This window comes from Paraburkholderia sp. BR10923 (assembly GCF_040948765.1).
GTDB lineage: Bacteria > Pseudomonadota > Gammaproteobacteria > Burkholderiales > Burkholderiaceae > Paraburkholderia > Paraburkholderia youngii.
The window spans coordinates 23,903-49,989 of record NZ_JBFPKO010000028.1; the positions used below are offsets into that span (position 1 = coordinate 23,903).

The following is a 26,087-nucleotide window of genomic DNA, read 5'->3' on the forward strand; positions in this document are numbered from 1 at the left end:
AACGTGGAATTGAAGACCCTGTTGAAGGACGCGGCGCTTCTGCGCCATCAGGCTTATATCGACGGGCAATGGTGCCCCGCCGACTCGGGTGCGAGCTTCGACGTATTGGACCCGGCAACGGGCGCAACGCTCGGCAGTGTCCCGTTGATGGGTGAGGCAGAAACGACGCGGGCGATCGATGCGGCCAACGCCGCGTGGCCGGCGTGGCGAGCCCGCACGGCCAAGGAGCGCGCGGTCGTGATGCGCCGCTGGTACGAGCTGATGATCGAGAACGCCGACGACCTCGCGCTGATCCTGACGGCGGAACAGGGCAAGCCGCTCGCGGAAGCGAAGGGCGAAATCGCTTACGGCGCATCGTTCATCGAGTGGTTCGCCGAGGAAGGCAAACGCGTGGCCGGCGACACGCTCGCGACGCCGGCATCGGACAAGCGGCTCGTCGTCCTCAAGGAGCCGATCGGCGTGTGCGCCGCCATCACGCCTTGGAATTTTCCGAACGCGATGATTACCCGCAAGGTGGGCCCGGCGCTTGCGGCGGGCTGCCCGATCGTCGTGAAGCCCGCCGAAGCCACGCCGTTCTCCGCGCTCGCGCTCGCGGTTCTGGCCGAGCGGGCCGGCGTGCCCAAGGGCGTGCTCAACATCGTGACCGGCGATCCGAAGGCGATTGGCGGCGCGATGACGAGCAGCCCAGTGGTTCGCAAGCTATCGTTCACCGGATCGACCGGCGTAGGCAGATTGCTGATGGCGCAAAGCGCGCCCACGGTGAAGAAGGTCACGCTCGAACTAGGCGGCAATGCACCATTCATCGTGTTCGACGATGCCGATCTCGACGCCGCGGTGGAAGGCGCGATTGCATCGAAGTACCGCAACAACGGGCAAACCTGCGTGTGCACGAATCGCTTCTACGTGCATGAGCGGGTGTACGACGCGTTCGCGTCGAAGCTGGCTGCGGCAGTCGAAGCCCTGAAGGTTGGGCACGGCATGGAGGGCGGCGTCACGCTGGGTCCGCTGATCAACGACGCGGCGCTCAGCAAGGTCGAAGCGCACATCGCCGACGCGCTCGGCAAAGGGGCGACGCTTGCCACCGGCGGCAAGCGCCACGCGCTCGGCCACGGCTTTTTCGAGCCCACGGTGCTGACCAACGTCACCGCGCAGATGGCCGTGGCGAAAGACGAGACCTTCGGCCCGCTCGCGCCGCTGTTCCGTTTCTCTAGCGACGAAGAAGTGGTGCGACTCGCCAACGACACCGAGTTCGGACTGGCCGCCTACTTCTATAGCCGCGATATCGGCCGCATCTGGCGCGTGGCCGAACAGCTCGAATACGGCATGGTGGGCATCAATACCGGCCTGATCTCCAACGAGGTCGCGCCGTTCGGCGGCGTGAAGCAGTCGGGTCTCGGCAGGGAAGGATCGCACTACGGAATCGACGATTACCTCGTGATCAAGTACCTGTGCATGGCGGTTTGACCTCGATCCGATAGTCAGCGTGCGGCACGGCCAAGCGTAGAATTGCGGGCGCGGCGGCGAGCCGATTCGTCGCCTGACCGGAGACCGATGGCTGATGGAAATCAAGTGGATCGAAGACTTCATCGCGCTCGCCCGCTATCAGAGCTTTTCCCGCGCGGCGGAGTTTCGCAACGTCACGCAGTCGGGATTCAGCAGACGGATTCAGCAGCTCGAACAATGGGTCGGCGCCGATCTCGTCGATCGCAGCGGCTTTCCGCCGACCTTGACTCCGGCTGGCCAACTGTTTCGTGATGCGGCCGAAGACATCCTCGACAAGCTGTTCGACACGCGCGCGATCATTCGCACCGAACAGCGCATTGCCGGCACGAGCCTGCAGATCGCGGCGGGCCACACGATCGCGCTCAACTTCCTGCCCGCGTGGTTGCGCACGCTGTCGAAGCATGTCGGCGAAGTGCGCGCGCGCGTGATTCCGGCGAACGTGCACGATTCGATACTGATGCTGGTCAACGGCAACTGCGAGCTGATGTTCGCTTATCACCATCCGCAGCTGCCGTTGCATCTCGATCCGACCCGGTACGAATGCGTGACCGTGGGCGTCGACACTTTCATGCCGGTATGCAGGCCCAATCAGCGGCTTGCGCACGGGTACCGTCTGCCCGGCGTGATCGAACATCCGATGCCGTTCATCGCCTACACGGAGACCAGCTACTTCGGGCGCTGCTTCGCGTTGCTGATGGAGCAGAGCAAAGCGTCGCCCGCGTTGCATCTTCACTATGAGTCCGACATGGCCGAGGTCGTGAAGAAGCTCGTGCTGGAGGGCGAGGGCGTCGCATGGTTGCCGAAGAGCTCGATCGCCGCCGAACTCGACAGCGGCCAACTCGTCGCCGCCGGCCGCTCCGAATGGCAACTGCAACTGGAGCTGCGCGTGTACCGTGACCTGACGAATCGCAGCGAACTTCTCGATACGCTGTGGCGGCATCTTCTGGCTTCGTCGGGGCCCGCCGAGCAGCGCTGATAGGGTTATCCCGCGTTATGCGAAACTTGCATAGCCGTATGCAACACTAGCATTCAAGGCGGTTCTGCCGTCTCTAGAATTCCGTCCAGACACAAAAAGCGGTACATCGACATGCGATGTGCCGGCCATTCCCGAGCGCGCGCCGGTCGATGCCGATCGTTCGTGCGCCATCCCTGGACGGAGACACATGAAGAATCGGCTTACCCTCTACATCCTCGCCGGCATGCTGCTCGGCGTGGCCGTCGGTTATGTCTGCCATCGCACCGCGGCCGACGCCGCGCACGCGAAGGAGATCGCCGGCTACTTTTCGATCATCACCGATATCTTCCTGCGGCTCGTGAAGATGATCATCGCGCCGCTCGTGTTCGCCACGCTCGTGTCGGGTCTCGCCGGCATGGAAGGCACCAGCGACGTGCGCCGCATCGGGCTGCGCTCGATCGCGTGGTTCCTGTGCGCGTCGCTGTTCTCGCTCGCGCTCGGCCTCGTGCTCGCGAATCTGCTGCAACCGGGCGCGGGCTTGCACATGGCCCAGACGAGCGCTGACGTGGCCACGGGCCTCAATACGTCCAGCCTCAACTTCAAGGACTTCGTCACCCACGCGTTCCCCACCAGCATCATCGATGCGATGGCGCGCAACGATATCCTGCAGATCCTCGTCTTCTCCGTGCTGTTCGGCATCGTGCTCAGCGTGATCAAGTCGGACCCGCGCGTCGCGCCGCTGATCGCGGGCGTCGAAGGACTCGTGCCCACCATGCTGAAGCTGACCGATTACGTGATGCGTCTCGCGCCTCTCGGTGTGTTCGGCGCGCTGGCCTCGGCGATCACGGTGCATGGTCTCGACGTGCTGACCACGTACGGCAAGCTCGTCGCCAGCTTCTATACGGGGCTCGCGCTGCTGTGGGCCGCGCTGATCCTCGCCGGCTACGCTTTTCTCGGCAAGCCGATCTGGGCGTTGCTCAAGGTGATCCGCGAACCCGCGATGCTGGCGTTCTCCACGGCGAGCAGCGAGGCGGCGTATCCTCGCCTGACGGAGAAGCTGGAGGAATTCGGCGTCGACAAGAAAGTGGTCGGCTTCACGTTGCCGCTCGGCTATGCGTTCAATCTCGACGGCTCGATGATGTATCAGGCGTTCGCCGCGATCTTCATCGCGCAGGCGTTCGGCATCGACATGCCGATCAGCACGCAGATCGTGATGCTGCTGGTGCTGATGGTGAGCAGCAAGGGGATGGCGGGCGTCGCGCGCGGCTCGGTGGTGGTCGTCGCGGCGGTGGCGCCGATGTTCCATCTGCCGCCATCGGGCGTCGTGCTGGTGCTCGCGATCGACCAGATTCTCGACATGGGGCGCACCGCGACCAACGTAATCGGCAACAGCATCGCGACGGCAGCCATCGCGAAGTGGGAAGGCAAGCGCGTGGCGCGCCAGCAGCGCCCCGCGGCGATCGCCACGGCTTCGTTCGGCCAGTTCGAAGGCGAGACGAAATGAGCGGCATCGATGCAACCGCTGCCACGAGCGCGCGCAAGTTCGGGGTGGTGGGCGGGCTTGGCCCGCTCGCGAGTGCGGACGTGTTCTTCAAACTGATCAAATCGACGCCGGCCACGCGCGACGCCGAGCACTTCGATGCGATCTTCGAGCAGCAGCCGTTTCGCAGCGCCGATGCCGACAGCGAGACGCTGACGCAGCGCAAGCTGTACATCTTCGATCTGATCAGCAGCTTCGAGAAGCGCGGCGTGACGACGGTCGTGCTGCCGTGCTTCCTGAGCCATACGTTCATCGACGAACTGAAAGCCAATTCGCCGCTACAGATCGTCGATATGGTCGATGCGGTGCGCAGCCACGTGCGCAGAAGATTTCCCGCGGTGCGCCGCGTGGGCGTGCTCGCATCGGCCTATACGCGACGCAAGCGTCTGTTCGAGAAGTGCTTTGCGGCGCCAGAATTCGAAGTGATCCACCCGCGCATCAGCGACGGCACTGATTTCGTCACCGAAGCCGTCTATGGGGAGGATGGCGTGAAGAGCGGTAATCTGCGTGGCCGTCCGGTCGAATTGCTGCGCGCGGCTTGCGAGGATTTGATCGCGCAGGGCGCCAACGTCATCGTGCCGGGCCTCACCGAAATCGCGCTGGTCGCGGATGAACTGGGTGCGTTGCGCGTGCCGCTCGTCGATTCGAACCTGGCTTACGCGCAATACGTCGTGTCCGGTCAGTACCACACGCCCGAGACGATCTTCAAGGTCGGCGTGGTAGGCGGCGTGGGTCCAGCGGCCACCGTCGATTTCATTCACAAGATCGTGCGTGCGACGCCCGCGCAGCGCGATCAGGACCACATCAAGCTGCTCGTCGAGCAGAACCCGCAGATCCCGGATCGCACGGAGAACCTCATTGGCGATGGACCCGATCCGACCATCTCGCTGTACGCGACCTGCAAGAAACTCGAAACGGGCGGCGCGGATCTGATCGCGATCCCGTGCAATACCGCGCATGCCTTCGTCGAGCGGATCCAGCCTTATCTCGGCGTGCCGATCGTCAATATGCTGACGGTGACCGTGCGTTATCTGCGCGAGTCGTTTCCCGCGCTGCGCTCGGTCGGCGTGCTCGCGACCTCCGGCACGCTCGCGAGCGGCGTCTACCAGAAGGCGCTCGAATCGCAGGGCTTGCGGCAGGTCGTGCCGGCACCCGCGCTGCAGGCGCGCGTGATGGACGCGATCTACGGCAAGGAAGGCGTGAAGGCCGGATTCACCGCGGGGCAGTGCCAGCAAGACCTCGCCGCGGCGATCGACGGACTCATCGCCGAGGGCGTCGAAGTGATCGTTCTCGGCTGCACGGAACTGCCGCTGCTGCTGCGCGAGCCGTATGTGATCGGAGCGAACGGCGCGCGCGTGAACGTCGTCGATCCGACCGATGTGCTCGCGAAGCAGTGCGTCGCCTGCGCGACCGCGCCGCCTCGATAACCCAACCGCATCAACCATTCAACGCGACGGACCTGCACACGACGTGTGCCGGATGACCCCGCTCGCGTGTCGTTTTCAGAACCTGAGAGGAACTCATGCTTGCACCGACCGAACGTATCGAACACGACCTTCTCGGCGATCTCGCCGTGCCCGCGACCGCGTACTACGGCGTACACACGCTGCGCGCGCTGCAGAACTTTCCGATCACCGGTCTTCCGATCTCCGTGTATCCGAACCTCGTCAATGCACTGGCGAGCGTGAAAGAAGCCGCCGCGCTTGCGAATCACGATCTCGGCCTGTTGAGCGCAGCGAAGATGCAGGCCATCGTGCATGCATGCAGGCAAGTGCGCTCAGGCACCGCGCACGAGCATTTCGTCGTCGATGTGATTCAGGGCGGCGCGGGCACCTCGACCAACATGAACGCGAACGAGGTGATCGCCAATCTCGCGCTCGAACATCTCGGGCGACAGCGCGGCGAATACGCGATTCTCCATCCGAACGAGGATGTGAATCTCGGCCAGAGCACCAACGACGTTTATCCGACCGCGCTGAAGATCGCCACGTACGCTGGAATCATGCAACTCGTCGACGCGATGGGCGTGTTGCGCGCATCGTTCGAACGCAAGGCGGTGGAATTCGGCAACGACCTGAAGATGGGCCGCACGCAGCTTCAGGACGCGGTGCCGATGACGCTCGGCCAGGAGTTCAGCACCTTCGCGGTGATGCTCGGCGAAGATGAAGAGCGGCTGAAGGAGGCCGCCCAACTGATCTGCGAGATCAACCTCGGCGCGACCGCGATCGGCACCGGCATCAACACGCATCCGGAATACGCACAGCTTGCCTGCAGGCACCTGAGCGAAATAACCGGTATTGCGTTGACCACGTCACCGAACCTGGTCGAAGCGACGCAGGATGTCGGCTCGTTCGTGCAGCTTTCCGGCGTACTGAAGCGCGTCGCCGTCAAACTGTCGAAGACCTGCAACGATCTTCGCCTGCTTTCGAGCGGTCCGCGCGCGGGCCTCGCCGAAATCAACCTGCCGCCGGTGCAGGCGGGTTCGAGCATCATGCCGGGCAAGGTGAATCCGGTGATTCCGGAGGTCGTCAACCAGATCGCGTTCGAAGTCATCGGCAACGATGTGACGGTGAGCTTCGCCGCCGAAGCGGGTCAGCTCCAGCTCAACGCGTTCGAACCGATCATCGCGCACAGCCTGTTCAAGAGCGTCGCGCATCTGCGCGCGGGGTGCCTCACGCTCGCGTCGAAATGCGTCGACGGCATCACCGCGAATCGCGAACGGCTGCGCGCGATCGTCGAGAACTCGATCGGCATCGTGACCGCGCTGAACCCGTACATCGGCTATACGCACTCGACCGAAGTCGCGAAGGAAGCGCTGGCGTCGGGCAAGAGCGTGGCGCAGATCGTGATCGACAAAGGGCTGCTGAGCCAGGCGCAGCTCGACCAGATCCTTCAACCGGCCATGCTGACGCAACCGAGAAAAATGTCCCCGGCGGAATGAACGACGAAGGTTTTCCCAGTGACAGGTCGCGTGTATACGCACGCGACTCCTTTAAACGATGGTGGAGACGAAACATGAGCATCAACACGATCAATCGAAAAGCAATGCGGCTGTGCGGTTCGGCGGCACTGCTGATTGTGGCGCTTGCCGCGGGTACCGCCGCGCAGGCGGCCGACGCGTCATCGCAACAGGCAAGCGCCGTTACCGCAATGCCGCGCGTTCTGCTGCTGGCCACCGGCGGCACGATCTCGGGCACCGCCGATCCGCGCTCGGCAATCGGCTACAACTCGGGCAACGTGAAGGGGCAGGAACTGGTGCGCGGCGTGCCGGGCATCGAGAAGCTCGCGAGCATCAACGCGGAGCAGATCTCGAACGTCGGCTCGCAGGACATGAACGACAAGATCTGGTTGCAGCTTGCGCGGCGAATCGACGAGGCTTTCGAGCGCAACGAGGCCGACGCCGTCGTGATTACGCACGGCACCGATACGATCGAGGAAACCGCGTTCTTCCTGAACAACGTGCTGCACTCCGACAAGCCGGTGGTACTGGTCGGCTCGATGCGCCCGGGCGGTTCCACCAGCGCCGACGGCCCCAACAATCTGTACGAAGCCGTCGAAGTGGCGGCGAGCCCGCAGTCGCGTGGCCGGGGCGTGATGGTCGTGATGAACGATCAGATTCACGCGCCGCGCTGGATCACCAAGACCAATACCACGGCGGTACAGGCGTTCGCGTCGCCGAACGCGGGCGCGATCGGTTATGTCGATCCGGCCAGCGTGCGCTTCGTGATGCCGGCGGTGCAAGCGACGCGCACCGCGCTGAGCCTGCCCGCGAACGGGCAATTGCCGCGCGTCGATATCGTGTATGCGCATAGCAACATGGATGGCCGCCAGATCGAGCATGCGATCGCCGATGGCGCGAAGGGCATCGTCGTCGCCGGCGAAGGCGACGGTGACATGTCGAAGGAAGCCCTCGCGGCGCTCGACCGCGCGGCGGCAAAAGGCATCGTAGTGGTTCGTTCGACGCGCCTCGTGTCGGGATTCGTGAACCGGAACGTCGAGGTGGACGACGACAAGCGCGGCTTCGTCGCATCGCTCGATCTGAATCCGCAGAAGGCGCGCTTGCTGACGCAGTTGCTGGTGGCCAACGGCGTGACCGATCCGGTCAAGGTGCAGCAGGCATTCAGCGGAACGTGGTGATGGGTTGGGGCGGCGCGGCATCGCAAGCGACGGATAGCCGCTCTAGCGCCCCTCCATCAGCGACGAAAGCAGCTTCAGCAGGCTGTCGATATTGACGGGTTTGACGAAGTGATAGTCGAAGCCCGCCGATTGTGCGCGCAGCCTGTCGTCCGTCTGACCGTATCCGGTGATCGCGATCAGCAAGGGCTTCGCATCGCCTTTGCGGCGAACCTGCCTAGCCAGTGCGTATCCGTCGATATCCGGCAAGCCGATATCGAGCAGCGCCACGTCCGGCGCAAAAGACGGTGCCGCGTCCAGCGCCTCGGCTGACGAATACGCGACGCGGGCCACATGCCCTTCTGATTCGCACAGCATCGCGAGTGAATCGGCGGCGTCGCGATTGTCATCGACGACCAGCACGCGCAACGCGGTTCGCGCGTGCCCCGGCGCGGGCTCCGACAGCGCGACCGCCGAATGGCGTTCATGGTGGTGCAAACGCGGCAGTCGGACCGTCACCGTGGTGCCGAGATTGGGGCCTTCGCTGTGCACGGCGATCGTGCCGTTGTGCATTTCGACGAGCTTCTTGACGAGCGACAGTCCGATGCCGAGGCCGCCATCCGAGCGATCGAGCGTGCGTTCGCCTTGCGAAAAGAGCTCGAACACCTTCGGCAGAAGCTCGGCCGAAATGCCCGTGCCGGTATCTTGCGTGACGATGGAAACCCATTCGCCGTCGGCCGCCACGTTCACCGTGATATGCCCGTTCTCCGGCGTGTACTTGCTCGCGTTGTTCAGGATATTGACGAAGATCTGCGAAATCCGCGTGATGTCGCCGCATACCCACGTGGTCGGATCGCAAACACTGACGTGCAACTGCTGATGACGAGCTTCGGCCATCGCCGCGATCGCCTCGACAGCGTGATAGACGGCCGTGCCGACCAGAACGGGCTCGAGTTGCAGCACGATGCGGCCCTGGGTGATGCGCGACACTTCGAGCAGATCGTCGACGATTCGCGTCATGTGCTCGACCTGCCGGCGCATCAGGTTGATCAGTTCGTGGGGGCGTGAGCCCGTGTCGGGCTGCTTGTCGAGCAATGCGATGGCAGTGCGTAGTGGCGCGAGCGGATTGCGCAGTTCGTGCGCGAGCATCGCGAGAAACTCGTCCTTGCGGCGATCGGTTTCGCGCAGCATCAGTTCGAGCTGCTTGCGCTGGGTGATGTCGATCACGCTGGCGATGATGCGCAACGGCTTGCCGTCCGCGCCTCGCTGAAGCAGCGCGCTGCCGTGCATCCATTGTTCGCCGTACGCGTTCTGCAAGCGGAATTCGAAGTTCGCGACCGGGTCGTGGCCTTCGGCCACTCGGCAGACATACTGTTCGAGCATCGCGCGGTCGTCGGGGTGCACGTTGCGCAGCGCCTCGTCGTAGCTGAGCACATGGTCTGTCCGCGGTGCGTGGCCCTCTTCGAACCACAGCGTGCGCGAGGTCAGGTCGAAGCAGACGATGTTCAGCCGCGCCGCCTGCATCGCGACGGACAGACGCAGGTTGCGCGCTTCGATCGCCAATTGCGCTTCATATTGAGGCGTCACATCGGTCGTTGTGCCGAACCACTCCTGGAGTTTGCCGTGGCTGTCGAACAGGGGCGCCGCCTGGGCGTGCATCATCCTGTACTGGCCGTCGTGACGCCGCATGCGGAACATGATCGATCCGGGCGCGCGTCGCTGCAGCACATCGACCCACCCCTGCCTTGCCGCCTCGCGGTCGTCCGGGTGAACGTAGTCGAGCCATCCCCAGTCCGCCAGACGGACCGCGCCGTCGCCCGTGAAGCGGCTCCAGTCCTCGCCTGCGGGCCGGATGTCGCCGTTCGGCTCGGCCGACCATACGAGTGCGCCCGTCGATTCCACGAGCACCCGATAACGCCGCTCGCTGAGACTGAGTTGCTCTTCGGCTGCCCGCTCCTTGCTGATATCGAAGGTCACGCCGTACACATGCGCGAGCGTACCGTTCTCGTATTCCGCGTGGCCGCGCATGCGCAGCCAGCGTGGGGAAGGCGATCCACCGTTCAGCACGAAGTCGAATTCGAAGGGACCGCCGTGTTGCAGAGCGTCATCGACCTTCCGCTGGAATAGCGCCCGATACTCGGGTTCGACACGGTTCTCCAGATCGGATAGCGCAAGCGCATCGGTGCCGGGTGGAAACCCGTACAGATCCGCGAGTTGCGAGGTCATTCGCACGACGCGGCGCTTCATGTCCCATTCCCACGCACCCATGCGAGCGCCGTGGAAGGCAGCCTTCAGGCGTCGCTCGCTCGCTTCGTACATGGCCCACGCGTGACGGGCTTCGTGGATATCTGTCGCGACGCCCACCGTGTCCCCGATGCGGCCATTCGCGTCGCGCTCGGCTTGAAGATGCAACACGTGCCAGCGATACTCGCCATCCGCGCGCAGCAGACGCACTTCGACATTGCCGAGCAGCGTGCCGTCCCGCATCTGCCGCACTGCGTCGAGCACATGATCGATGTCGTCGGGATGAACGAAGGCCTTCCAGTGCATCCCGACCAGTTCAAGGGCGGGAATGCCGAGATACCGTGATGTCCACGGGTTGGCGTAGCGGACGACGCCGTCGCGATCGGCACGCCAAACGAATGAAGGAAGGAAGTGAGCAGGATCGTTCATCAGCGTCCTTGCATCGGTTTCCTCTGCGGACATGGCGCCGAGGATGATCCAGCGCTGCGCACATGGTGTGCCTGCTTACATTAGCTAGCCCGAACTGCCAAACACGATGTTTGTACCATGCGAATGTTCATGCGGTAAAGGCGAGCCAGACGGTCGGAGATATAGACGGATGCCGCGATGGCATTGAACTTGCTCAATTACGCATATCAAGCCGGCGGTTTCGCCGCAACGGACGCGTGCCTCATTTCTGCTTTGAACGCATCCGTGACGGGACCACCGGCCATCCAGAAGGAGACAACGATGAATCACCCCGAAAACAGCAAGCCGCAGGAAGGTCAGCCGCGCGATGCGGCTGGGATGAGCGAAACCTACGTGCCGTCATACCGTTTGTTGTTGAAAGAGCCGACCGTACTGCTTGCTGGCAACCCGATCGACCGCACGGATGTAGCGACCGCAGCGATCCTGGGCTACAACTGACGACCGCGCGCGATGCGCCGGTCCTGCATACATAAGTTACAAAGCCGCGCGTAGCGCCTCGTCGGCAACGGCAAGGCGCAACGCAATCGTCTTCACGAGAAACCGGTGCAACTGTTGCGCGGTTGCCGGGTCCTGCTGTTCGAGTTCGAGCAGCCGGGAGATCGACAGTCGGTACACGCGCGTCGGTGCCTCGGCAATCACGTCCGCGCTGCGCTGCTGCTGCGTGTACACCGCCATTTCCCCCACTACCGTGCCCGGGCCGAACGAGCGCAGACGCGCCGAGCGGCCATCGGCGAGCGGCAGCGAGATCGCGACACGTCCTTGCTCGACGAAATACAGCGCATCGCCCGGCTCGCGATGACGAAACAGTGCCTGGCCTGAAAGCAGATCACGCATCTCCAGACTCGCGACCAAGCCGTTCAACGCACTGGCCGTGAAATGCGGCTCGAGCATCGCACGCAGATCGCCGCCATGCGCGAACGCGAGCGAGTTCGACGCTAGCAGTTTGTCTTCGATCCACTCGAGACCCGCATCGAGCGTATCGAATTGATGGATCTTCAGACTGAGCGTGCCGGTCTTCTCGAGCAGATCGAGCGAGCGCGGCGGCAGCGCGGTCAACACGAGGTCCGCGTTCTTTGCCGCGCAGAGTTGCCTGATCTTGACGAAGCTGATGGATACCGAAGCATCCATGCCATGTGTCGCCGCAAAGTCCAGCACGACGAAACGGACTTGCACGGGACTGATTGCATTGAAGCGTTCCCGCAGGCGCTGCAGAATCGAATTCGCCGTGCCGAAAAAGAGGAAGCCTTGCAGGCACATTCCGCATACCTGGGAGCCGATGGCACGCAGCGCCTGGGTGTCTTCGATGCTGCGCTCCACATTCGAGGACCGCGCGCGCAGGTCGAACTCCATGCGTATGCAGCCGACCCGGCCGTAGAGCAGCGTGAACATCACACATGCCGCAACGACGCCCACGACTACACCGACGATCACGCCATAAGCCGCGATCGTGCCGAGAATCACGGGCACGAGCAGATACTCATACCAGTTGAGCCTGGTCCAGGCGCCCGCGAGCCAATGCACGAGCAGACGCAGCCCCATGAACAGTTGAAGGCCGACCAGCACCGGCACCGGAAACAGCGCCACGATGTCGGGCGAGGTCGCGAGCACGACCACGCACGCAAGCGACGCGAACACGCCCGCCACCCGGCTCGTCGCGCCCACCCGCGCATTGAGCATCGAGCGATTGAACGACTGGTAGCCGACCATGCCGCCCAGCAGTCCGCTCGCGAGATTGGCGAGGCCGGCGGCGCGCATCTCGCGATTGAGGTCGACGTCCTCCCCGGTGGCTGTGCCGATCGCGGTCGAATTCATCAGGATGGTCACGGCCGACACCGACGTCACCACCAGGCTTTCGGGAAGATGCGCGCCGACCGCCGACCAGTCGATGGCGCCCTGTCCGAGCCTCGCGGCCAGGTGCAGCTCCGGCAGCCCGGCAAGGTGCAGCTTGACGCGCGGCAGCAGCAGACCCATGCCGCGCGCGTCGTCGATCGAAATTCCGGCAACCTGTAGCAGAACGTAGAAAAGCACGACACCGAAGGCCAGCGTGAGCGGCAACGCGGCAATGTGCTGCCACGTACGCATCAGCACCGTGGCGAGCACGCCGACGACGAGCGCCGGAAGCCATGTGATCCAGTGAAGGTGCGCGAGCAAGGCGAGCGTGTGCCACTCCAGCGGCTGGCCCGTCAGCACGCGGAACGCCCCGGCGAGCAGCAGGTAGCCCGTGCCGGCGAGAAACCCGCCGAGCACCGGATAGGGCAGGAACTGCAACGAGCGGCTGCGCCTGGACGAGCCGATCGCATAGAGCGCGATGCCCGTCATCACCGAACAAAGCGCGATTGCGATCAGCACCGTGAGGATCTGCGTTTGCGGTGAGCCGCCGTCCGCGCGCACGCTGCTGGCCACACCCGCCGCCACCCCCGCGAGAAAGGCCGCCGCGTTGCTGTCGGGGCCGCCGATGTTGATGCGCATCGAACTCGTCAAGGCGATCACCAGCGCCGTGACGACACAGCTCACGAGCGCGGTGGGCACGCCCAGCATCGCGTAGCGCGCAAGATCGGCGCTAAAGATCATCGTGCCGAGGCTCATCGCATAGCACAGCATGACGAGCGTCGAAACGGCGCCCGCCGCCACGTCGCCTGGCAGGCCCGCCAAACGCGAGCGCAGCGCGACGTCGGAGACGGAAACGGTCTTGCCCGGCTTCACGTGGATTCCCGGTCGAATGCGAGGGCGCCGCGAGGCGCGCCAGCCAGTATCCTGCGCGGCTCGAACGGCTGTCAAACGCGATGCAGCGTGCTGATCGGACACCTACACTGGTTATTCATCGGCCTCGTAGCTGGCGGCTCCACGCGAATGCACTGCGCGTCAGGGACGTTCACGCCGGCGGCCGTCACGCGCGTTATTCGTCTGAGTTTTTGCCCGCGGGACCACGCATCGGAGGCAGGGCGACGAACATGGACATCGAGAAATGGCTGCGGGGCCTCGGGCTCGAGCAGTACGCCCACGCGTTCGCGGCAAACGACATCGACACGTCGCTGCTCGGGCAGCTGACCGACGCGGACCTGAAAGAGCTTGGCGTACAGTCGCTCGGCCACCGTAAGCGCATTCTGGCCGCGGCGACGGCATCGCTACCGACAGCGGCGCCGCTATCGCCTCAGCCGGCCGACGACCACGAAGTGCCCGCGGACGAGCGCAGGCAGGTCACGATCCTGTTCGCCGATCTGTGCGGGTACACGATGCTGTCGCGCTCGCTCGATCCCGAAGACCTGCGCGCGCTGATCGGACGCTATACGGCGCTGGTCGACGGGATCGTGCTCGCCTATGGCGGCACGATCGACAAGCACATCGGCGACGCGGTGATGGCGCTGTTCGGCGCGCCTCGCTCGCACGAGACGGACACGCTGCGCGCCGCGCGCGCCGCACTCGACATTCACGACGGCGTGGCGCGACTGGCCACCCAGACCGGACGGGCGTTGCAGGCGCATATCGGCATTGCGAGCGGCGAGGTCATCGCGGGCGCGCTGGGCCGCGCCGACGCGCAGGACTACACCGTGCATGGCGATCCGGTGAACCTCGCCGCCCGGCTGGTGGCGGCCGCGCCAGCGGGCGAAACCTGGCTATCCGACGACGCAGCGCGCACGCTCGGCGACGTCGCCAGTTGCGAGGCAATCGGCGAGCGGCGCTTCAAGGGCATCGACACGCCGGTGCGGCCATGGCGCCTCGTCGCGCTCGGCAGCGAGCCGGTCAGGACGAGCCACAGCCATTTCGTCGGACGCGAAGCCGAGCTCGAACAGTTTCACGGCATCCTGCATGCGTGCATGGCAAAGCGCGCGGGGCACGTCGTTCATGTGCGAGGCGAAGCCGGGATCGGCAAGACGCGGCTCGTCGACGAGATGCGCCGCCATGCGCAGGCCCAGGGCTTCACGCTGCATCGAAGCCTCGTGCTCGATTTCGGCGTCGGCAAGGGCCAGGACCCGGTGCGAACCGTCATCGGCAGCTTGCTCGGCTTGCCGGCCGGTGCATCGAGTGAAGCGCGGCAAGCCGCCGCCGCGCAGGTCGCGACCCAAGGCATCGTCAAGGCCGAGCAGATCGTATTTCTGCACGACTTCCTCGACCTCCCGCAGAGCGCCGAATGGCAAACCATCTACGAGGCCATGGACCACGGCGCGCGCAAGCGCGGCAAGCAGGCGCTCGCCGCGAGGCTGACCGAGGACGTTTGCGCGCACGCGGCGACGCTCATCGTCGTCGAAGACCTGCATTGGGCCGATGCCGAAGTCATCGGCTACCTGTCGGCGTTCGCGTCGGGCATTGCCAACGGTACTGGTCTGCTGGTGACGACTTCGCGCGTGGAAGGCGATCCGATCGATGCAAGCTGGCGCGCACGTTGCCGCGACACGCCGTTCGCCACGATCGATCTCGGACCGCTGCGCAAGGACGAGGCGCTGAGCCTGGCGGGCAATTTCATCGATGCGACGCAGCGTGTCGCGCTCGCCTGCATCGAGCGCGCGGGCGGCAATCCGCTGTTTCTCGAACAACTGCTACGCAACGCCGAAGAAGGCAGCGGCAGCAACGTGCCCGCGTCGATCCGCAGTCTGGTGCTCGCGCGGATGGACCGGCTCGCGCCTCGCGACCGCCTGGCGTTCCAGGCGGCCGCCGTGATCGGCCAGCGCTTCGACCTGGCGCTGCTGCGAGAACTGATCGACGATCCTGGCTATGTCTGCGCCGGACTGCTCGTCAATGCACTGGTGCTGCCGGAAGGCGAGGACTTCCTGTTCGCGCACGCGTTGATCCAGGAGAGCGCCTATTCGACGTTGTTGCGCGCGCGCCGCCGTGAACTTCATTTGCGCGCGGCCGAATGGTTCGCACAGAGCGATGCCACGTTGCACGCCCAGCATCTCGATCGCGCCGAAGACCCGCATGCGCCGCACGCCTACCTGGGCGCGGCGGTGGCTGAGCGCGCCGCTCATCGTTTCGAAGCCGCGCTGCGGCTGGCCGAGCGGGGCATCGAGATCGCGCGGTCGGACGCGGACCGCCATGCACTGAGCTGCTGCAAGGGCGAACTTCAGCGCGACCTGGGCGACATTGCGGGATCGATCGCGACGTACCGCACCGCACTCGCCGCCGCCACCGACGACACCGCCCGATGCGACTGCCAGCTCGGGCTCGCGGAAGGTCTGCGGGTCAGCGAGGGTCTCGACGAAGCACTCGGTCTGCTGGCGCAAGCGCAACGGATCGCGGAGCGGGACAACCGGCTGGCCGAGCTGGCAAGCCTCCATTATTTGCGCGGCAACATCCTGTTTCCGCTCGGCAAGATCGACGCCTGCTGCGCCGAACACGAGCGCGGTCTCGCCTATGCGCGCCGCCTCGGTCTGCCCGAGGCCGAGGCTCGCGCGCTCGGAGGCCTGGCGGATGCGGCGTATGCGCAGGGACGCATGCGCACCGCGTTCCATCATTTCAGCGAATGCGTGGCGATGAGCCGGGAGCACGGCTTCGGCCGCATCGAGGTTGCCAACCTGTCGATGCAGGGCTTCAGCCGCATCTATCTGAACGACGCGGGTCCCGCGCGCGAGGACGCCATCGCCGCCGCCCGCACCGCCGAGCCGATCGGGCAGCCTCGCGCGCAATTGCTGGGTGAGACGCTGGGGGTGTTCGCGTGCCAGGAATTGGGCGACGTGCAGGCGGCCAGCAAGCATCTGGCGCAGGAACTGCGCGTGATCCGGCAACTGGGTGCGCGCCGTTTCCAGGCGCAGAACCTTGAGATGCAGGGGCGCCTGCTACTGGACCAGGGATGCCGCAGTGAAGCGGTGATGGCGCTGCGCGAAGCACTCGCCATCTCACGCGAGGTGGGCAGTCAGTTTTCCGGGCCAAAGACCTTGAGCGCGCTGAGCCGCGCGGTTGACGACAAAGACGAGCGGACGCGGCTACTGGCTGAAGGTGAGGCGCTGTTGCGCCTTGGCGCGGTCGGCCACAATCACCTGTGGTTTTACCGCGACGCCATCGAAGCGATGCTGGGGGCGGGCGATCCTGCCGGCATGCTGCACTACGTGGACGCACTCGAGGCCTATACGCAGCGCGAACCGTTGCCGTGGTCCGAGCTTTTCGCGGCGCGTGGCCGTGCGCTTGCGCTCGCGCTTCAGGCGCCGCTCACGGACGCCACACGACATGAACTGCTGCGGCTGCTCGAGGCGCTACAGCAGACCGGCTTTCGCAACTACGTGAGTGCGGTCGAAACGGCCCTTGCGGCTTGAAACAGGCGCGGAGCAGATCGTCAGCGCGGCGCGGAATCGTCGCGGGGCGGGTCCTTGTGGACCAACTCCATGTCGATGGTGCGGCCATCGTCGTCGGGTGTGTCCCTGTGAACGACCTCCATGTCGACGGTGCGGCCGTCGTCGCCATACGCGGCCGCCTGCCGGCGCAACTTGCGCATCTTCCACCACAGATAGCCGACGACGACCGTGCCGACCGCGAACAGCACGGCGAACAGCACGATCGACAGCATCGCGGCCACCACGAACAGGATCGCGCTCAAGGCGACGGTCAGCAACCGACCGAACCAGCCTGAGCCACCGATCCGGATCCCTTTCTCATATGTCACCCGCCGCGGCGGCGGTCTGTCGTTTTGCATCGTTCATCTCCCGGCCGCCGTCCGGCGGCTGATGCGGGTAAGTCCTAATCCGTCGTCATTATGCGGGATGTGAACGGCGAGCGTCGCCCGCGCGGGGCGACTCGGCGTATAGTCGATTGACGCCGTTAAAGAAGCCCGCGCGTTGGCTCGTTTAACTTCGGTAGTAAGTTGCCGCTCGCCAAGGCTGACCGAGCGGCGTGGTTTTCAATTACCTCGGTTGCCCGCGTAATCATGCGACGCCTGCATCTGCTCGAAATCGAAGACCAGCCGTGGTGCCCACGCGCCCTCCGTGACGGCGGGACGGACTGGCTGCACTTTCTGGCCAATTCCCACAAGGGCTTCAACGTGATCGCGGGCAAGCTGCGCGAGGCGATGCGCCGGGTCGGCAGCGACCGGATCGTCGATCTGTGCTCGGGCGGCGGCGGGCCATGGCAGACGCTTGCACCGTTGCTCGCGCTGTCCGGCCGCGTGATGGTGCAGTTGACGGACTTCTATCCCAATCGCTCCGCGTACGAGCGGATTTCAGCCGGGTCGACCAACTGTGTCACCTATGTGAGCGAACCGGTGGACGCGATGAACGTGCCATCGAGATTCGACGGCGTGCGCACGATGTTCAACTCGTTCCACCATTTCCGGCCGGACGATGCGCGCGCGATCCTCGCCGACGCTGTGACGAAACGCCGCGCGATCGTCGTCGTCGAAGGTGCCGATCACCGGCTGCTCGGTATCGTGTTCATCCTGGTGATGCCGCTGATGATGCTCGCGCTGACTCCGCTGATCCGACCGTTTCGCTGGTCGCGGCTAGCGCTCACCTATGTGCTGCCGGCGATCCCGCTGCTGTGTCTGTTCGACGGCATCGTGTCGATGCTGCGCATCTACAACCCCGACGAATTGCGTGAGATGGTCGCGAGTATTCCGGATCAGCAGAGCTTCGATTGGGACATCGGCACGCTGCCGGTGCAGGGCTCGCCGCTCGGTCTGACTTATCTTGTCGGCGTTCCGCGGCAACCCGCAGGCTTGAACGCAAGCGCGCGCCGTCGGGCGCGGCGCGCGGATCACTTGCCGGCCAGATGCTCGGGTGTCTGGGTGTTGCCCGGCGGCAACTCGCCCATCGCCTGAAACAGCGTCGCCGTATCGGCCAGGCGCCGGCCGACCAGGCGGATTTCTTCCAGCCTCGCTGCTTCGTACTGCTGCTCGCCGCCGCGAGCGGAGGCAGCGGGCAGCGCGCCGAGCCGGTGACGTGACGTGGCATCGTCGAACGTCTCGCGTGCGTCGCGGGCAGCGCCGCTCGCGGCTTCGAGCGCCTGCGCGTCGTGTTCGAGCGACGCAAGCGTGTCGGCGACGTTCTCGAACGCGGCCAGCACGGTCTGCTTGTACTCGAACACGGCGGCCTCGTAGGTGTCGATCGCCGCGCGCCGCTGCGCGACGAGCGCGCCGCCATGAAACAGCGCTTGCGACATCGTCGTGGCGATGCTCCAGATCGCGCCGGCGCCCGACAGCGCGAGCGGCCAGCTGAACCCGCCTTGTCCCATCGAGGCGTTCAGCGTCAGGCTCGGAAAGAGTTGTGCGGTGGCGACGCCGACATCGTTCGCGGCGGCTTTCAGCGCCGCCTCGGCGGCCGCAATATCGGGCCGTGAGCGCAACAGGTCCGATGGCAGCACGACGGGCACGTCCTGCGGCAAATGCAGGCTCGCCAGATCGGGCTCGGGCGGCGCCGCGTCGGGCGTGCGGCCGAGCAGCACCGCAAGCGCGTGTCGGGTCACGGTCAGCCGTTGCCGCAGATCGGCCGCGCTGACCTGGAGCGCGGCGATGCTTTGCCGCGCAGTCGACACGTCGCCGCGCGTCAGCGACCCGAGCTGGTAATGCCGTTCGGTATCGTGAGCCTGATCGCCCGCCAGCACGATCAGGCGCTCGGTCGCATCGATCTCGGCGCGCAGCATCGCCGCCTCGATCGTCGCCGTGACGATGTTGGTGGCCAGCGCGCGGCGCGCGGCTTCGCGTTGATACGCATCGATGTCGACCCGCGCGGAGCGCGCCGCGTTGGCCTTGCGCACCGCGCCGAACAGGTCGAACGTGTATTGCGCCTGGACCACGCCGATGAACTCGTTGTAAAGCAGCGTATTCGGCGCGCCGGGAACCGGAATGCCGAGATCGCGTCCGCGCGAGGCCTGCGCGACCAGATCGACCGACGGCAGCAGCGTGGCGCCGATCTGCGCGCGCAGTTGTTCGTGCGCGGCGGCCAGGTGCTTGTCGGCGGCGGCGAGCGTCGGGCTGTTGCGCAGGCCTTCTTCGACGAGGTCGTTCAATGTCGTCGAGCCGAACAGCCGCCACCATTGCGGCACCGGCTGCGCGCCGGTGGTGAAGCGCTGTGCTACACCGAGCGCCTCGACGGTTTGCGCGGGCTGCGGCTCGGCGCCGTAATGGGCGGGCGAGGGCATCGCCGGCGGCTCGCCGCTCGGACCGAACGAGCATGCGCCAAGCGCGATCACAGCGGCCGCGCCGAACGCCGCGCGCCAGCGATGGGTCGCCACCGCCCGCGCTCGACGCGGCGCGTCAGTGAAATGCGGCGCGCTCGCCGGCCCGTCGATAGGGTTGCAGTCTGTGCGCACGATCAGCTCCACGTGTATTCGATTGTCGAGGACGCGGTTCGCACACCGCGTTCGAAGTGCCGCACCTTGAACGCGGTCGCATAGAGCGCGGGAACGAAGAACAGCGTCAGCACGGTCGCGCCTGTGATGCCGCCCATCAGTGCGGTCGCCATCGGTCCGAAGAAGGCCGATTGCAGCAGCGGGATCAGCGCGAGCACGGCGGCCGCGGCGGTCAGCATGATCGGGCGGAAGCGCCGGACCGTGGCGCTTACGATCGCATCGAAGCGCCCCTGGCCCGCGGCGATATTGCGTTCGATCTGATCGACGAGAATCACCGAGTTGCGCATGATGATTCCGGACATCGCAATGACGCCGAGCATCGCGACGAAGCCGAACGGCTTGCCGAACAGCAGCAGTGCGGCGACCACGCCGATCAGCCCCAGCGGCGCGGTGAGCACGACCATCAGCACGCGCGCAAAGCTGCGCAGTTGAATCATCAGCAGCGTCAGCACCACCACGAGCATCAGCGGCAGCTGCGCGATCACCGACGCCTGCGCCTTGCCGCTGATCTCGCCCGCGCCGCCGGTCTCGATCCGATAGCCGATCGGCAGCGACGCGCGCAGCGGCGCAAGCGTCCGATCGATCGCCTGGGTCACGTCGAGGTCCAGCGCGTTGCCGCGCACGTCGGCCTGGACCGTGATCGTCGGTTGACGGTCGCGGTCCCAGATCACCCCGTATTCGAGTTCGTTGTGCAGGTGCGCGAGCGTGCCGAGCGGAACCGGGCCGTTCGGCGTCGGCATCGCGAGGTTCACGATCTCGGCGGGATCGACCCGCTCACGCTGGGGCGCGCGCAGGTCGACGCTGATCAACCGGTCGCGCACCCGGTACTGCGTGAACGTATAGCCCGATAGCGTCATCGCGAGGAAGCTCGCCACGTCTTCCGACGTGACACCGAGCTCGCGCGCCTTCTGCTGGTCGATCTCGAAGCGCACCGAGCGTTCGCCGGGTTCGTCCCAGTCGAAATGCACGCCCGTCGTGCGGGCATCGGCCTTCATCGTCGCCGCGACTTTTTCCGCGATTTCCCGCACGGTGGCAAGGTCGTTTCCGCTGACGCGAAACTGCACCGGATAGCCGACCGAGGGTCCCGTCTGGAGCGGCGAAACGCGCGCACGTACGGCGGGAAAGCTGTTTTGCAGCGTGCTCGCGAGCCAGCGTTCGAGCTTTTCGCGGTCGTCGACGGACCTGGCGGTGATCACGAGCTGCGCGAAGTTCGGCTGGGGCATCTGGACGTCGAGCGGCAGATAGAAGCGCGGCGCGCCCGTGCCGACGAAGTCGACCAGATGATCGATCTCGGGCCGGCCGGCTAGCGTCTTTTCGAGGCGCGCGGCTTCGCGCAGCGTCGCTTCGAACGACGCACCTTCGGGCAGCCGCATGTCGACGAGCAGCTCGGGACGCTCGGAGCTCGGGAAGAACTGTTGCGGCACGAGCGCGAAGCCGGCCAACGCGACGACGAACAGCGCAGCCGTGACGCCAATCACGACGAGGCGGCGCTTCACGCACCACGCGATGCAGTCGCGCAGGCGGTCATGAAAGCGGGGCGCGCGCGGCGCCGCCAGCGGGGCGCGGCGCGTCTGCGCGTCGTCGCGCCGGCGCAGCTTGCGAAGCGCGCGCCGGGGCGGTGTCTCGCGCGCGATGTCCTTGCGTTCGGGCAGCAGGTGATAGCCGAGCAACGGAATCAGCACGACCGCCGCGAACCACGAAGCAACCAGCGCAATCGCGGACACCTGAAAGATCGAGCGCGTGTATTCGCCAGTGGCCGATTTCGCCAGCGCGATCGGCAGGAATCCCGCCACCGTGACCAGGGTTCCCGTCAGCATCGGAAACGCGGTGCTGCTGTAGGCGAACGCCGCGGCCCTCGCGCGGCCCCATCCCTGTTCGAGCTTCACTGCCATCATCTCGACCGCGATGATCGCATCGTCGACGAGCAGCCCCAGTGCGAGGACCAGCGTGCCGAGCGAGATCTTGTGCAGGCCGATATCGAACCCATTCATGCATAGCGCGGTGACCGCGAGCACGACCGGGATCGAGATCGCCACTACCACGCCGGCGCGCCAGCCCAATGAGATGAGGCTCACGGCCAGCACGATCACGATCGCTTCGGCGGCGGCGCGCAGAAAGCCGTTGACCGAGTGCGAGACCGCGTGCGGCATGCTCGACACCTGGACGAGTTCGAGCCCCGCGGGGAGACGCGCGCGCAATTCGGCCGTCTTCGCGTCGAGCAGCCTGCCGAGCTGAATCACATCGCCGCCAGTCTGCATCGTGATGCCGATGGCGAGCACCGGGCGGCCGTTGGTGCGAACCTTCGAGACCGGCGGATCGTCGTAGCCGCGCTTGATCGTCGCAATGTCGCCAAGACGAACGAGGCGGTGATTGATGTCGATCAGCGTGTCGCTCATCGCCGTCAGGTCGGTGAACTGGCCGCTCGGACGCACGAACACGCGATCAAACGCGGTGGTGAGCGTGCCGCTCGGCGTGACCGCGTTTTGCGCGTTGATCGCCCGCGCGAGCTGTTGCGGCGTGATGCTGAGCCGCGTCAATTGCGCGTTGGGAATCTCGATCGTGATGTGCTCGTCGGGGTCGCCGAAATAATCGACTTTCGCGACACCGGGCACACGGAGCAGCACGCCGCGCAGTTCGTCCGAATAGTCGTGCAGTTGGGCCGGCGAGAAGCCGTCGCCGGCTAGCGTATAGATGTTCGTGTAGACGTCGCCGAATTCGTCGTCGAAGTACGGCCCGCGCACGCCGGGCGGCAGCGTATCCGCGATGTCGCCGATTTTCTTGCGCACCTCGTACCATGTGTCGCGCACCTCGCTCACCGGCGCGGAGTCTTTCATCGTGAAGACGATTAGCGATTCGCCCGGACGCGAGTAACTGCGCAGATAGTCGAGATGCGGCGTCTCCTGCAGCTTGCGGCCGATCCGGTCGGTCACCTGCTCCTCGACCTGGCGCGCGGTCGCGCCGGGCCAGAAGGTGCGGATCACCATCGCGCGGAACGTGAACGGCGGGTCCTCCGATTGTCCGAGCCGCGAATAGGCGAGCACGCCGAACAGCGTCGCGAGCACGACGGCGAAAAAGACGAGCGCCTGGTTGCGGATTGCCCACGCGGACAGATTGAAGCGGCCGGTGTCGTCCGCTGCTGGCCGCCGCGGTCCACCCGGTTCACCGGGGCCGCCCGCCCCGTCGGGCCCCTGGCCAAACAGCGCTCTCATGATGCGAAGTCCTCGGGATGCAACGGCGCAACCGCGCGCACGGTTTCGCCGGCGCTGACTGTGTGCACGCCTTGCAGCACGACGCGCTCGCCATCGGTGAGGCCTCGCGCGACGGAGATCGTGCGGTCGTCATAGCGGCCCACCTGGACCCGGCGCAGTTCCAGCGCCTCGTCGCCGGGCCGCACGACCCAGACGGCCGGCGCATTGCCGTCGTGAAAGAGCGCGCTGGCGGGCAGCGTGATCGGGTCGTCCGCTTGCGCCTCGCCGGACGCGTCGGCGAAGGTGATGGTGGCCGTCATGCCGAGGCGGACTTCGGGGCCTGGCGCATCGAGCGTCAGTTTCGCGCGATAGGTGCGGCTGCCGGGGTCTGCTGCCGGCGACAGCTCCCGGACGTGCGCGGTGAAGCGTCGGTCCGTGACGGCCGGCAGCGACACGCTGGCCGCGCTGCCGACCGCCAGCGCGTTCAGCAGGCTCTCGGGCACGTCGCAGAGGATATCGACCTCGCCGGACCACGCGAGGTGGTAGACCGGCTGTCCCGCCGCGACGTTCTGCCCGGTATCGGCGTCTTCGGCGGTGACGACGCCGGCATGGTCCGCCGTGAGGACCGTGTATTGGGTCTGATTCTTCAGCAGCGCGAACTGCTGTACCGCCTGATCGCGCTGCGCGGCGGCCGCCACATACGCATCCTGGGTCTGCTCCAGCTGCGCCGTCGAGATCAGCTGTTCCTGCGCCTGCGCCCGGTCGCGATCGAGTTGCTGCTCGGCGAAGGTGAGCCGATGCTGCGCCGCCATCAATTGGGCCTGCGCGCTCGCGAGGCTGCGCTGCGCGTCGTCGGCATCGAGCCGCGCGATCACCTGGCCGGCCGTGACCGTATCGCCGAGCCGCACCTTCCGCTCGACCAGCTTGCCGGCGACGCGAAACGACAGCGGCGTCGCATAGCGCGCGTTGACTTCGCCCGGCAGCGTCGCGAGCACCGGCTTGCTGTCCCGATGCACGACCACCGCGATGACCGGGCGCGGCAGCGTCACCTCGGCTTCTTTCGCGTGACAGGCGGCGAGCGCGAGCGCGCCCGACACCGTCAGCACGATCTCGCGCCAGCGCATGCTCACGAGTGTTCCTCCAGTTCGCCGGCTTCGAACTGCGCTTTGGTCCGGCGGCGCTGCACCTTGCCGCTCGAAGTCCGCGGCAAGCTGCCCGCCTGTACGATCGCGACGTGACCGACCTGCAGGCCCGCGCATTCGGCGACCTTCTGCGCGATCGCACGGCGCAGCGCCGTGGCCTCCGCGGGCTTGCCCTCGGCGCAGACGACCAGCGTCTCGTCGCCGTCGCGCATCACGCTGAACGCGATCACGCCGCGGCTTTGCACGCTCGGCAACTCGGCCACCGCCCATTCGATGTCCTGCGGATAGAGGTTCGAGCCGTGAATCACGATCAGGTCCTTGCTGCGGCCGCAGATATAGAGCTGGTCGCCCGCGACGTAGCCGAGATCGCCGGTCTGCAGCCAGCCGTCGCGATACGCGTCGGCGCTCGCTTCGGTGAGGCCGTAGTAACCCACGGTGATGCTGGGCCCGCGCGTGACGATCTCGCCGACGCAGCGTTCGGGCAACGCCCGCCCGGATTCGTCGACGATCCGCAGCTCGTGTCCGGGAAAGCAATGGCCGCAGCCGACCAGTTCGATCGTGCGCAAGCCGGTATCACGCGCGGCCGGTATCGCTCGGCCGAGCCCGAGCGGCGCCGCATAGACGACGTCGGTGACGATCGGCTGGCCGTGCTCGTGAAACGTGATCGCGAGTGTTGCCTCGGCCATCCCGTAGCACGGCAGCAGCGCTTCGGCGCGAAAGCCGGCCGGCTCGAAGCGCGCGGAGAACTGGCGCAGCGCTTGCGCGTTGATCGGCTCGGCGCCGCAGCCGGCCACGCGCAGTCGGCTCAGGTCGAGGCCTTCGAGATCCTGGTCGCGGGTGCGGCGCGCGGCGAGCGCATACGCGAAGTTCGGCGCGAAGCTGATCGTGCCGCGGTACTTCGTGATCGCCTCCATCCACAGGCCAGGCCGGCGCACGAATGCTTCGGTTGCTAGCAGCACGCTCGGCAAGTCGCAGATCAGCGCGCCCAGCACGCTGATGAGTCCCATGTCGTGGTGCAGCGGCAGCCAGCTCACATAGACGTCCTGCTCGTGCAGATCGATGCCGCGCGGTCCGAGGAACGCTGTCGCATTCGCGATCAGATTGCGATGCGTGACCATCACGCCTTTCGGCAGCGACGTGCTGCCCGACGTGTATTGCAGGAAACACAGGTCATCGGGATGCAGCGCGGGCAAATCGCAGGCGGGCGGCTCGCCGTCGAGCAGCGCTTCGACGGTCACGATGCATTCGAGGCCGGTGTCGGCGGCCAGCACGTCCTCGATAGTCTCGCGTGTCGAGTTCGACGTCAGCAGCATCCGCGCGCCTGCCGAGCGCACGATGTGACTGACGGTTTCGGCGTAGCGTTCGCGGGTTCTGAAGTTCAGGCTTCCGCGCGGAAAGATCGGGACCGGCACCAGACCGGCGAACGACGCGCCGAGGAAGCTCAGGATGAACGCTTCCGGGTCGAGGATCACGAGCGCGATACGGTCGCCCTTGTTCAGGCCGAGTGCCACGAGCTTTTTCGCACGCTGGCGTGCCTCGCGCTCGAGCGCCTCATACGGATAGTAGTGCTCGTCGCCGTGCGAGGAGACAAAACGAAGGCCTCGAGCGTCGCCGCGCGGCAGCGCTGAAACGGCATCGACTAGCGTCAGGTTCATGGTGACGGC

At 65.8% G+C, this 26,087-nt stretch carries 16 protein-coding genes; 9 read left to right on the plus strand and 7 right to left on the minus strand.

The genetic code is table 11. The features are described from left to right. Nucleotides 1-3 precede the first annotated feature (3 nt). The 6 genes from AB3X94_RS34575 to AB3X94_RS34600 all read left to right on the plus strand — a co-directional run bounded on the left by AB3X94_RS34575 (nucleotide 4) and on the right by AB3X94_RS34600 (nucleotide 8,135). Complete coding sequence (locus tag AB3X94_RS34575; protein ID WP_368613851.1) at nucleotides 4-1,464, plus strand: NAD-dependent succinate-semialdehyde dehydrogenase; 1,461 nt, start codon at nucleotides 4-6, stop codon at nucleotides 1,462-1,464. A 94-nt stretch (nucleotides 1,465-1,558) separates the two neighbouring features. Beyond that, the gene (locus AB3X94_RS34580) at nucleotides 1,559-2,479 is read left to right on the plus strand and encodes a LysR substrate-binding domain-containing protein (RefSeq protein WP_368613852.1); all 921 of its coding nucleotides are present in this window, start codon (nucleotides 1,559-1,561) and stop codon (nucleotides 2,477-2,479) included. A gap of 187 nt (nucleotides 2,480-2,666) precedes the next feature. Further along, nucleotides 2,667-3,962 carry a dicarboxylate/amino acid:cation symporter gene (locus AB3X94_RS34585; RefSeq protein WP_368613853.1) on the plus strand — a complete coding sequence of 432 codons (1,296 nt, stop codon included), beginning with the start codon at nucleotides 2,667-2,669 and terminating at the stop codon, nucleotides 3,960-3,962. Beyond that, nucleotides 3,959-5,425 (plus strand): aspartate/glutamate racemase family protein, encoded by a 1,467-nt coding sequence (locus AB3X94_RS34590; protein WP_176111876.1) that lies wholly within the window; start codon nucleotides 3,959-3,961, stop codon nucleotides 5,423-5,425. Before AB3X94_RS34585 ends, AB3X94_RS34590 begins: the two co-directional genes overlap by 4 nt. Before the next feature lie 95 nt (nucleotides 5,426-5,520). Continuing rightward, nucleotides 5,521-6,939 carry an aspartate ammonia-lyase gene (gene aspA / locus AB3X94_RS34595; RefSeq protein ID WP_368613854.1) on the plus strand — a complete coding sequence of 473 codons (1,419 nt, stop codon included), beginning with the start codon at nucleotides 5,521-5,523 and terminating at the stop codon, nucleotides 6,937-6,939. A gap of 74 nt (nucleotides 6,940-7,013) precedes the next feature. Further along, nucleotides 7,014-8,135 (plus strand): asparaginase, encoded by a 1,122-nt coding sequence (locus AB3X94_RS34600; RefSeq protein ID WP_176111878.1) that lies wholly within the window; start codon nucleotides 7,014-7,016, stop codon nucleotides 8,133-8,135. 42 nt (nucleotides 8,136-8,177) lie between these two features. Here the strand turns inward: AB3X94_RS34600 and AB3X94_RS34605 are convergent, their stop codons facing one another. Then, a complete protein-coding gene (locus AB3X94_RS34605) occupies nucleotides 8,178-10,784 on the minus strand; it encodes a PAS domain-containing protein (protein ID WP_368613855.1) in 2,607 nt (868 codons plus the stop codon). 177 nt (nucleotides 10,785-10,961) lie between these two features. Between AB3X94_RS34605 and AB3X94_RS34610 the strand changes: the two genes are divergently transcribed. Beyond that, a complete protein-coding gene (locus AB3X94_RS34610) occupies nucleotides 10,962-11,261 on the plus strand; it encodes a hypothetical protein (protein ID WP_368613883.1) in 300 nt (99 codons plus the stop codon). A 36-nt stretch (nucleotides 11,262-11,297) separates the two neighbouring features. Here the strand turns inward: AB3X94_RS34610 and AB3X94_RS34615 are convergent, their stop codons facing one another. Further along, nucleotides 11,298-13,526 carry a SulP family inorganic anion transporter gene (locus AB3X94_RS34615; RefSeq protein WP_368613856.1) on the minus strand — a complete coding sequence of 743 codons (2,229 nt, stop codon included), beginning with the start codon at nucleotides 13,524-13,526 and terminating at the stop codon, nucleotides 11,298-11,300. A 248-nt stretch (nucleotides 13,527-13,774) separates the two neighbouring features. On the opposite strand from AB3X94_RS34615, the gene AB3X94_RS34620 reads away from it, so the two are divergent. After that, on the plus strand, nucleotides 13,775-17,068 hold the full coding sequence (locus tag AB3X94_RS34620) for an adenylate/guanylate cyclase domain-containing protein (RefSeq protein WP_368613857.1): 3,294 nt from the start codon (nucleotides 13,775-13,777) through the stop codon (nucleotides 17,066-17,068). A gap of 20 nt (nucleotides 17,069-17,088) precedes the next feature. Here the strand turns inward: AB3X94_RS34620 and AB3X94_RS34625 are convergent, their stop codons facing one another. Continuing rightward, complete coding sequence (locus AB3X94_RS34625) at nucleotides 17,089-17,445, minus strand: CPBP family intramembrane glutamic endopeptidase (protein ID WP_176368678.1); 357 nt, start codon at nucleotides 17,443-17,445, stop codon at nucleotides 17,089-17,091. Between the two features lie 231 nt (nucleotides 17,446-17,676). Between AB3X94_RS34625 and AB3X94_RS34630 the strand changes: the two genes are divergently transcribed. Beyond that, a complete protein-coding gene (locus tag AB3X94_RS34630) occupies nucleotides 17,677-18,564 on the plus strand; it encodes a class I SAM-dependent methyltransferase (RefSeq protein WP_368613858.1) in 888 nt (295 codons plus the stop codon). On the opposite strand, the gene AB3X94_RS34635 is transcribed toward AB3X94_RS34630, so the two are convergent. From AB3X94_RS34635 to AB3X94_RS34650, 4 genes are read right to left on the minus strand one after another with little or no spacing between them, the layout of a single operon-like run. Further along, nucleotides 18,501-20,054 carry an efflux transporter outer membrane subunit gene (locus AB3X94_RS34635; protein ID WP_368613859.1) on the minus strand — a complete coding sequence of 518 codons (1,554 nt, stop codon included), beginning with the start codon at nucleotides 20,052-20,054 and terminating at the stop codon, nucleotides 18,501-18,503. The two genes, AB3X94_RS34630 and AB3X94_RS34635, sit on opposite strands and share 64 nt — an antisense overlap. A 2-nt stretch (nucleotides 20,055-20,056) precedes the next feature. Further along, nucleotides 20,057-23,302, minus strand: a complete 3,246-nt coding sequence (locus AB3X94_RS34640) for an efflux RND transporter permease subunit (protein WP_368613860.1) — start codon at nucleotides 23,300-23,302, stop codon at nucleotides 20,057-20,059. Beyond that, complete coding sequence (locus AB3X94_RS34645) at nucleotides 23,299-24,405, minus strand: efflux RND transporter periplasmic adaptor subunit (RefSeq protein ID WP_368613880.1); 1,107 nt, start codon at nucleotides 24,403-24,405, stop codon at nucleotides 23,299-23,301. Before AB3X94_RS34645 ends, AB3X94_RS34640 begins: the two co-directional genes overlap by 4 nt. 2 nt (nucleotides 24,406-24,407) lie before the next feature. Then, nucleotides 24,408-26,078, minus strand: coding sequence for a fatty acyl-AMP ligase (locus AB3X94_RS34650; protein ID WP_368613861.1), 1,671 nt, complete (start codon nucleotides 26,076-26,078; stop codon nucleotides 24,408-24,410). Nucleotides 26,079-26,087 lie beyond the last annotated feature (9 nt).